9 protein-coding genes are annotated in these 10,511 nt (G+C 36.6%); all 9 read left to right on the forward strand.

Annotation, left to right across the window (positions count from 1 at the left end):
* The first annotated feature begins 151 nt into the window (after nucleotides 1-151).
* Nucleotides 152-1,300, forward strand: a complete 1,149-nt coding sequence (locus tag RYM16_RS08415; protein ID WP_314983313.1) for a glycoside hydrolase family 3 N-terminal domain-containing protein — start codon at nucleotides 152-154, stop codon at nucleotides 1,298-1,300.
* A gap of 207 nt (nucleotides 1,301-1,507) precedes the next feature.
* The gene (gene fucO, locus RYM16_RS08420) at nucleotides 1,508-2,659 is read left to right on the forward strand and encodes a lactaldehyde reductase (protein WP_314983314.1); all 1,152 of its coding nucleotides are present in this window, start codon (nucleotides 1,508-1,510) and stop codon (nucleotides 2,657-2,659) included.
* Nucleotides 2,660-2,998: 339 nt separating this feature from the next.
* On the forward strand, nucleotides 2,999-4,546 hold the full coding sequence (locus tag RYM16_RS08425) for a ClC family H(+)/Cl(-) exchange transporter (RefSeq protein WP_314983315.1): 1,548 nt from the start codon (nucleotides 2,999-3,001) through the stop codon (nucleotides 4,544-4,546).
* Between the two features lie 261 nt (nucleotides 4,547-4,807).
* On the forward strand, nucleotides 4,808-6,346 hold the full coding sequence (locus RYM16_RS08430) for a hypothetical protein (RefSeq protein WP_314983316.1): 1,539 nt from the start codon (nucleotides 4,808-4,810) through the stop codon (nucleotides 6,344-6,346).
* 101 nt (nucleotides 6,347-6,447) lie between these two features.
* A complete protein-coding gene (locus tag RYM16_RS08435) occupies nucleotides 6,448-7,737 on the forward strand; it encodes an AAA family ATPase (RefSeq protein ID WP_314983317.1) in 1,290 nt (429 codons plus the stop codon).
* 2 nt (nucleotides 7,738-7,739) lie between these two features.
* Nucleotides 7,740-8,333 carry a hypothetical protein gene (locus RYM16_RS08440; protein WP_274204358.1) on the forward strand — a complete coding sequence of 198 codons (594 nt, stop codon included), beginning with the start codon at nucleotides 7,740-7,742 and terminating at the stop codon, nucleotides 8,331-8,333.
* 407 nt (nucleotides 8,334-8,740) lie between these two features.
* A complete protein-coding gene (locus RYM16_RS08445; RefSeq protein ID WP_314983320.1) occupies nucleotides 8,741-8,893 on the forward strand; it encodes a GNAT family N-acetyltransferase in 153 nt (50 codons plus the stop codon).
* Nucleotides 8,894-8,964: 71 nt separating this feature from the next.
* The gene (locus RYM16_RS08450) at nucleotides 8,965-9,759 is read left to right on the forward strand and encodes a sulfite exporter TauE/SafE family protein (protein WP_314983318.1); all 795 of its coding nucleotides are present in this window, start codon (nucleotides 8,965-8,967) and stop codon (nucleotides 9,757-9,759) included.
* A 207-nt stretch (nucleotides 9,760-9,966) separates the two neighbouring features.
* A partial coding sequence (locus RYM16_RS08455; protein ID WP_314983319.1) for a helix-turn-helix domain-containing protein occupies nucleotides 9,967-10,511 on the forward strand: 545 nt, incomplete at its 3' end.

Raw genomic sequence — 10,511 nt, forward strand, 5'->3', positions numbered from 1 at the left:
AATAATGTTGGAAGTGACACCGTAGTGGTGTCACCCCAACATTTATTATAGAGCCTATATATTCGTAGGTTTTGGGTAATAGTCTTTTTTGTTATAAGCTATTATTTTGATATACTATACATAATACTTTTTAGAGATTTTGGAGGTCTATATGTTTCGACGTTTTGCAGCAGCTGCGATGATCGGCGCTTTAGCAGTCACAACGGGCTGTGGTTTACATAATCCATTTACTTCAAAGGCTGAGCCTGTAACCTATGAATCCGTGGCGCAAAGCGAGCTTTCACCAGAGCAAAAGGTGGATAAATTAGTGGCTAACATGTCCGATGCGGACAAGGTGGGCCAATTGATGATGATTGGTATTCACGGTAAGACCTTGAACGATGATGCTAAATTCATGCTCAACGAGTATCGTGTGGGCGGCATTATCTTGTTCGACCGCAACATGGAGTCCAAGGATCAAGTTAAGACGCTCATTACAGATATTAACAAGGCCGGTAAAAGCGCGGGCTTAACGCCGTTATTCCTCGGTATCGACCAAGAGGGCGGTGCCGTAGCGCGCATGGATGATCAGCTCATCAAGGTTCCGCCAGCGGAAGAGGTAGGCAAGGAATCCGTTGAGCAAGCCGCATCCTTGGCAAAAGAGGTAGGCACTGAGTTAAAAGACTTAGGTTTTAACATTAACTTTGCCCCAGTAGCTGACTTGGGCTTAACCTATGGTCGATCCTATAGTACGAACCCTGATGAGGTGGTTCGCTATGCCGGCGCAGTGGGTAAATCTTACGATAAAGCAGGCCTATGGTATTCCTATAAACACTTCCCAGGCATCGGTAAGACTGACGTAGACTTACACGCAGACACAAGCATCGTTCCTGTATCTAAAGAAACACTGCTTTCAGAGGACACAAAGGTATTCGTAGACCTCATTAAACAGTCTAAACCGAATACTTATACAATCATGGTGTCTCACGCGATGTACCCTCAAATCGATCCAGACCATCCGTCTAGCTTGTCTAAAGTCATCATTACGGACTGGTTGCGCAAGGATATGGGCTATAACGGTGTGGTTGTAACGGACGATATGGATATGGGCGCCCTTGCGAAGCATTACACCTTCGGCGATATGGCGGTGCAATCCATCCTTGCAGGCAGCGATATTTTGCTCGTATGCCACGAATACGAACACATGCAAGAGGCTTATAATGGCCTGATGAAAGCGGTGAAAGACGGTCGTATCTCGAAAGAACGACTCGATGAATCTGTGAAACGAATTTTGCTTATGAAAATGAGCAGAGGCCTGTAAGATAGAGCTACATGTATAGTCTACACTGAGGTAAGTTTACCCTGTAAGGTGTGATACATTTATACTCTACATTCTGTATAAAAATATATAGTGTATACATAACAAGCTATCAAGGATTTTAATAAACCGATAGAGAATTAATAAGTAAAGTTATTCTCTGTCGGTTTATTTTTTATAGTATAGTTTGTTTTGTTAGGAGTGAAGTATATGGCTCGCAGAATTATGTTGAACGGTACGTCCTATTTTGGACAAGGTGCGATTCAGGAGATTGTGAACGAAATTAAGAATCGCCACTTTAAAAAAGCCCTCGTTACGTCTACGCCAGATTTATTTGAATTCAAGGTGGCTACAAAGGTAACAGATTTGCTTGATGCGGCAGGCATTGATTATGAAATCTATGACGGCATTAAACCAAATCCTACTATTGAAAACGTAACGGCTGGCGTTGATGCTTGTAAAGCAGCTGGCGCCGATGTTATCGTAGCCGTTGGTGGCGGTAGCCCAATCGATACAAGTAAGGCGATTGCTACTATTATTACGAACCCTGAGTTTGCCGATGTGCGCAGCCTTGAAGGTTTAGCGCCTACCAAGAACCCTTGCTTACCAATCATCGCTGTTACTACTACATCTGGTACGGCTGCAGAGGTTACCATCAACTACGTTATTACAGACGTTGAAAAGAATCGCAAATTCGTTTGCGTTGACCCTCATGACATCCCAATCGTAGCTATCGTGGATCCTGATATGTCCGCATCTATGCCGACAGGTCTTTGCGCGGCTACAGGTATGGATGCCCTCGTGCATGCCGTAGAAGGCTACATTACAAAAGGTGCGTGGGAACTTACTGATATGCTTCATTTGAAAGCTATCGAAATCATCGGTCGTTCCTTGCGCAGTGCTGTAGCTGGCGATTACGCAGGTCGTGAAGCTATGTCCTTAGGTCAATACATTGCGGGCATGGGCTTCTCCAACGTTGGTCTTGGCATCGTTCACTCTATGGCTCATCCATTGAGTGCGGTGTACGATATCCCTCATGGTAAGGCTTGTGCTATGCTTTTAACAGCAGTATTGAAATTCAATGCTTCTGCCACAGGCGAAAAATATCGTGAAATCGCTCGCGTAATGGGCGTTCCTAATGTAGACGCTATGGACGAAGCAACCTATCGTCAAGCAGCTATCGATGTAATTCAAAAATTAGCTGACGACGTAGGTATTCCTAAATCCCTTAGCGAAGCAGGCGTAAAACGGGAAGACATACCATTCCTTGCTGAATCTGCTTTCAACGATGCATGTACACCTGGCAACCCGCGTGATGCATCCCTTGAAGAAATCATTGGCATCTATGAATCCATCTACTAACAACCAAGTAGGATTCTACACAGTTCGCATGCCTCCGATCATGTAAAAACTACATCAATAAACACTTGCTAAACAAGACTAGACATCTCTTTGCTGTAGAGATGTCTAGTTTTGTTTTTGTGGTTTATATAGTTTTATGGTTGTGAGTTTATATAGTATCCAGTTGAATCATTTCTTGAAAATCATAATTTACATAAGTATACTAAAGATATGAATAGATAGTAGGTAGGTGATATAAATTCATTTGATTTATAGTGCCATACTTACTAAGAACTAAGAATCGCAATATAGCTATTTGAATAGCTGAATGGTCGTTATATATGCTGAGGAGGACATCTTATGAAATTATGGAAATTTAATAAGCGTAGTTCTACCTTAGCAGATATGTCCATGAATCGCATGCTCTTAACGGAACTCATCGCAAAGGGTGCCGTCGTTGGTATTGTGGCCGGCTTCTGTGGTGCTACGTATCGCTATTTAATCTTAGAGTCCGAGCATTTGCGTTGGCAACTGATGGATGGGATTACTTTAGAATGGGCTTTAGGTTGGCTTGTAGCTATGGTCGTTTTTGCCTTTATCGTAGATCGATTGCTCACATGGGCGCCGTTGTCCGGTGGCTCTGGTATTCCTCAAATCGAAGGGGAGATGCTTGGCCTCTTTGATATGAAGCCTTATCGGACGTTGGTGTCTAAGATGATTGGTGGCGTGCTGACCGGCTTTGCGGGCTTTTCTGTAGGTCGTGAAGGACCAGCTGTACAGATTGGTGGTTCCGCCGGTAAAATCGTATCGTACTGGATGAATTCTGGTCTCCGTGAGCAGCGTATTTTGACCTCTGCCGGTGCAGCAGCGGGCTTGACGGCTGCCTTTAGTGCGCCCGTATCGGGGGCGATGTTCGTCTTTGAAGAGGTCCATAAAAGCTTTTATCCGTACCTTGTTGTGCCTACCTTTGTGGCCACATTGATTTCAAATTACATTACGGTCAGCCTTTTCGGTCTTGATCCTGCTCTTGGGTTTACCGTAACCTCTGGGGTTCCCCTTGAATACTTCCCGATACTTCTCGTGATAGGCGTTATTATGGGGTTTTGTGGCGTATTCTTCTGCCGCATGATTTTTGCGTTCAAGAAATTCTTTGAGTGGCTCAAATGCTCAAGATTTTTGAAATTAGCCCTTACCTTTGTGGCTGTGGCGGCCATTGGCTTTGATTCCCAGCTCCTTTTAGGCGGCGGCAATGATCTCGTAGGTCAGCTGGCCTTTCGATCTCACGGTGTACTGCTGTTAGGGGGCATCGTATTAGGCAAGATTTTGCTTACTACCTTCTGCTATGGCAGCGGTGCTCAAGGCGGTATTTTCCTGCCTATGCTCGTTATCGGTGCGTCGGCTGGTGCCTTTTGTGAAAGCTTACTTTCAACATTAGGCATCATTTCTCCTGATTTTGTACCGCAATTTGTCATCTGTGCCATGGGTGGTATGCTAGCGGCCGCAATGCGAACGCCGATTTTGGCGATTTTGCTCGTTCTTGAAATGACCAATAGCTTCTCCAATATTTACGCCATCGGTATCGTTACATTAGTGGCATACCTTGTAGCAGAGCTTTTAAAAGAACCGCCTATTTACGATTCCTTATTACAAGCCATGAGTGGTCAAAACAATTTAGAGTCTGTACAAACCTTCTTCCAAACGAAGGTGCCTGTCGTAGCGAATTATACAGATGTACAATTACAAGACTTGGCCTTGCCAGATGGGACACTCATCGTAAGTATTCGTCGCAATGGAACATACATTGTGCCGTTAGGGGATGTAAAACTTGAACCAGGTGACGAACTACAAGTGTCTTGTGAACGAGGTCAATTGAAAGATGCAAAAGCATTCTTTCAATCTTTTGTCTGAGTATTGTTCAAGATAGGTTGTTGTATTATTTATTGATATAATTAATACATATAATACATGGTGTTTCTATTAGGAATTTATGGTTTATAGGAGATTTTCATTACTATTAATAGATATAGGAATTTTATGAAAAGCTAAATATTCTTTTCGCTATATTTATTTTTATAGATTTACACCGTATAATATTGAAAAATATGAATTAATTATTTTGTTGAAGATTTTTTAGAAGGAAATGCTATTAACCTTTACTTTAAAGGCATAGTGGACATAGTAGCAGTAGGTATTCATATAATTATTGCTAAAGAGATTATCGGGGGCTATATGAGTAATACTATATTGAATGGTTATTGTACTGTTGGCTCTAATAATATAGAGTGTTTTTTTACTTTACATGATTTTAAAGTTACATTGATTGTTAAAAATAAAATCGATTTAGATATCTTTATACGTTGGAGTGAGAGATATATTAATGAAGAAATTATTTATGGTACAACATCTCATGGTAAAAATATTATTCTTATTAGAACTGGAAGTAATGGTTTCACTATGGGTGGTAATGACGGTTATGAGTCAACTTTTTATACTAAGTACTACTTAATTGGGGATGAAGTGTATGATAAACCTAGAGAGTCTTTTAAAGGCTTAGTATTTTATAGTGAAGCTATTGATGATGTAATACCTAAAGTTGATGCTACAGAATTTGATTGTGGCTTAAAGGCTATTAAATTAAAAAATCCTACTGAATATATAAAGGAGTATAGAGTAGAGCATGATAATAATAGATTTAATATATATTTAGGTATTAATTATAATTTGATCTGCTCATTTAAAGATGGCTATGAGTTAAACAACAAATATTCATACATAAAAATAGTATTTGATAAGGAACAGCGCCTTACAGATTATTGGATTTACCATGAGTATATAACAAATTTACTAGTTTTTTGTTTGGGGCATAAAGATATAAAGTTTAAAGTAAAGATGTTGGATTATATTACTTTGCCACGGAAAATCTCCAAAATTAAATTTCGAAAACGCTTGGTAAAAAGAGTGGAAAAGTATTATAGATTATATAAAAAGCAAATTTTTCCTGTTATGGATTATAACTTTTGTTGGTCCAGTATGCAATATAAATCTCCAACAAACTTACATCATGTTATTTTATTGAAACGTCTTAATAAACATTTTTCACAAATATTTTATTTATTGAGCTCTAAAGATATAAAGCCTGTCTTAGATTTTTTACCTGAAGATGTACAGATGAGAGGTAAGATTAAGCCAATAGATATTGGTCTAATATGCGCAGCTTTAGAACGTGAGTTTTCTTTTTATGAGGCAGATACTGTCAATGTAGAGCCTTCTTATTATGAAGAGGCAAGAAGGTTATCTAAAAAATTAAAATATGAAGTTAATAGCTTTGAGGTAAGTGATATTATAAAAGCTAAAGCTTATCAGTTAATAAGCTCTTTAAGGCATATGGTTTTTTCTTTAACTGAAAAAGCGGTGTTTTTGATGAAGCGCTTTGAAACTGTTGTTTATCGTCTTACACACAAAAACTCACAGTTATCGTCTGATATGTTATCAAGTGAATTTAAAGATATAAATGAATTTAAGAAGAAGTTTATAAATTTTCAGAAAATGAGAAATTCAGGGAGTCATGGTATATTTGTTTGGGATGATAGCTTTAAAATTTATATTTATTTAGTTATAGTTATTTATGTATCTATACTGCATCGAAGTGGATATAATGATGAGGAGATTATAGATATTTTAGGTGGTTTTTTTGGATATCAATTATAAACATTAATGACTATATCTGATAATGTTTTATTATATAATGATATAATTATAATTTAAGATAAATTGGTATAAATGATTGTTTATATGGAAAGAATTCTACTATGAATATAAAAATTAATAATATTGCAAAAATTAATAGTGCAGATATTAATATTACAGGGATTACAGTTATAGCAGGTGAGAATAATACAGGTAAAAGTACTGTTGGTAAAGCTCTTTTTGCTTTCTATGATGGATTATATGACGTTGAGCAAAAAATTTTAGATGATAAATTTCACGCTCTAGAACGGCGAATTATTAATAATCTTATACATACAAAAAGTAGTCATACTACTATTTTAGGCGCAAGAATTAATGACTTTCTTTCGGATGAAGATGATATTAATGATTTGTGTACTCGGCTTTTACAAATTGACACAAATCGTATTGATTTTGAGATAGAATTAGAAAATATATTAAAAGAATTCATTAAAATTGAATATCAAGAGGGAATAGATATTAATACGTGGAATACTTTAAAAAATAGTATTATTGATATTATTAAAGTAGGTCCTACAGATTCCTTGAATCAAATTATTACAAGCTCTTATGACAATGAGTTTAATGGCCAGATTAATAATATTTATAATGATGAATATGGAGAAATACATATTACAAAAAATAAGAGGACCACTAAATTGGTTGTTAAAAAGAATAAAGTTTCTTTTATGGAACAACCTTTGATAAATATAATGGAAGATATAGTATATATTGATGATCCCTTCGTTCTTGATGAGCTTGATGGAAGAATGGGTCTAAGGAGACACTTACATTTTAATTATAATTCTCAACATAGAAAAAATTTAGTATATCAACTAAAGCATCAACAGACATTTAATAGTATAGAGTCAATATTGGCTGAACGTAAATTAGATAAAATTCTAGATACATTAAATGAAGTTTGCCCTGGAGAGTTTAAAATTGGTAGTAATCGTTATAATTACTTAGCTGATGGAAAAGAGTTGAATGTTAAAAACTTATCTGCAGGTCTAAAAACATTTGCCCTTTTTAAACAATTGATATTGAATGGAACAATAGGGCAAAATAGTATTGTTATTTTAGATGAACCAGAGATTCACTTGCATCCTGAATGGCAACTTGTTCTTGCTAGATTAATAGTTTTGTTACAAATTGAATTTGATTTACATATTTTATTAACCACACATAGTCCGTATTTTCTAAATGCTATAGAAGTATTTTCTGTAAGATACCATATAGCAAATAAATGTAATTATTATTTAACACAGGCAGATTACCAAGGTGTCAAATTTATAGATGTATCAAGAGACATAGATAAGATTTATGCTAAATTAGCTAAGCCCTTACAAGAGTTAGAAAATATGAGGTATTGATTATGGAGGATTATATTAGTTGCTTAAGTAACCTCCGTGAAATATCTATGGATACTGCTCATGATGAAGTGATGACTGAATTATTGCTTCCTACTTATAATTTTGATAAAGTTAAATGCCTTTACACTAACCAACTTCTTAAATCTGAAGAATCTTGTTCCTCTTGTGATGGAATTTTATGGGGTAAGAATTTAAAAGTACTAATAGAGTTTAAAAATGGAAATAAAATACAAAGAAAAGATATTCATCTAAAGATTTTAAATTCATTACTTATACTATGTGATATAAATTCTTGTAGTATTAGTGATTTAAGGACTGAATTAATATTTATTCTTGTATATAATGAAGAGAATAATCCTATTACATCACAGGAAATTAGACAATATGAAAATCAATGTAATGATGAGGTGCAGGAATCGATAAATAGAAATATTATTGGTAGATATTTCTGTAAAATGGCAAAGAGTGAGTTTGTTAGATATGATCTTTTAAAATATAAAGGACTTTATTTTAAGGATGTTCATAGTTATAACCAATATGAATTTGAATCTTGGATATGTGAACGATTATCAAATTGTATATTTGGTATTATTTAATGATTCTGTAAGTTAATAAAGAGTTAAATAACTCTCAAGTCTTGTTTTCTAAATAGTTAACTTAAATTTTTAGTTGATTAATTGAATACATTAGATTAGTTCTTAGAGAGATTATAAAAAAGTAATTAAATTTATTGAATCAGATCTATCAGATCTATATCAATTGCATTTGCTTTCTTTTGAAAGCGAGGCGGAAATGATTGGTAGACGAATGGTGCTGGCCTTGATAGAGTCAGAATCGGATTTTAAAGCTGGTTTCAACTAGTGGAGTACTTATAAATGGTAGATGATGGGGGATTATCGGCGGTATTCGCTACAAATACGATAATGGATTTGTAGATGTAGACAGATTAATGGTGCATCTTGATTAACGAAATCAAGGGTTGGCTCAAAAATTATTGGAGTTTGTGGGTGAAGAGTGCAGTATTACACGACGGGTACTATATACGTGCACAAAAAGCTGGATTAATATAAAGCTGTATACAAAAATGGGATACAAAGCCATCAAAGAAGAGCAAGATGAGACGGGTTTATCCTTTGTGTATATGGAAAAACAATAGGGTAATGACGGATAGCATAAGATGGAATGATGAAGCATAACATAAGATAGGATAGGATAGGGGAAATCGTCATGTTGGATAACATTATAGTATTTTATATCTTCTTTACCATAGTCGGCTTTTTAGCCGCTATGCTAGGCACTATCATTGGGGCCGGTGGAGGCCTTGTGTTTGTACCTCTCTTTATGTACTGGTTCCCTGAATGGTCTCCATCTATGATTGTAGGGACGTCGCTCTTTTCTGTTATGTGTAACGCCATTTCTGGATCTATAGCGTATCTTAAACAGAAAAAGGTATATATTAGTGCGGCACTCGTCTTTAGTATTGCTACCTTCCCAGGTGCTATCCTAGGAGCTCAAATGTCGGGTTGGTTCTCTGGCAAAGGCTTTATGTTTGCCTTTGGGTGCTTTATGCTTTGTGCATCTTTCTTGATTGGGTTCAAGAATTTCCGCAAAGGAGAGCGCAAGGAAGAGTCCCTTACTTTAGAGCAGCTAACCTATAGCAAGCCTATAGGTATCAGCATTAGCTTTATTGTAGGTTTTATTTCTAGTATCTTTGGCATTGGCGGCGGACTCATCCATGTACCGGCCTTGATTTATTTGATGGGCTTCCCTACGCATATGGCGACGGCTACGAGCCAATCCATCCTCGCCGTATCTACTACAGTTGGTGTTATAACACATCTAATAGAAAACCATATCATCTTTAGCATTGCCATTCCTACTAGTATTGGTGCTATCTTTGGAGCTCAAGCTGGCGCGCGCATTGCAAAACGACTCAAGGCAAAAGCGATCTTAGCCCTTATGAGCGTAGCCGTCCTTGCCTTAGCCGTACGACTCATCCTTAAATCGGGGATCTTGGGATAAGGTTTATGTATCAATTTGTTAAGTCAAACTACATAGTTTATCTATAAATCGATGGAGTACTGATAGTAGATAACTTGACGTGATATAATAAATTGATTCATATAATTGATATATCTTTAATAAATATAGTTTAATGAAAGCCCTCTAGCGATAGCTCATAGTGATATGTACCCCCTTTACTGGACAACCAGTAAAGGGGGTATTTTCATGAGATATAGTTATGAATTTAAAAGGAAAGCAATTGAATTATTCTATCGAGGTGAATGGCCTAAGACACCTAACGGTGTAACGACAGATACATTTCATAGACTAATAAGAGATTGGGTTAAACTAGAGCAGCATCATGGTCCAGACATTAATAAAAATCGAGGAACTAATAAGTATTGGACTCCAGAAGAGAAATATAGTTTGGTATGCCAAGTCCTCTCTGGACAAGGATTGAGAGCAGTAGCTATTGTAGCTGGTATTAATTCTGGGCAGTTGTATCAATGGGTTCATAAATACAAAACTTTGGGATACAATGGTCTTATCAATAAATCTAAAGGGCGGCCATTAAAGGATTCCAAAATGAAACTACCAAAGAATACTTCACCTCGAACACTGAATGAGAGTGAATACGAAGAACTAATTCGCTTACGTGCTGAAATTGCGTATATTAAAGCTGAAAATGAAGTCATAAAAAAAGAGATCGCCTTGAGAGAAGAAAAAGAAGCTGCGCGACTCAAGGCGAAAAAGCAGCGATTATCAAAACG

This window comes from uncultured Veillonella sp. (assembly GCF_963524655.1).
Lineage (GTDB): Bacteria > Bacillota > Negativicutes > Veillonellales > Veillonellaceae > Veillonella.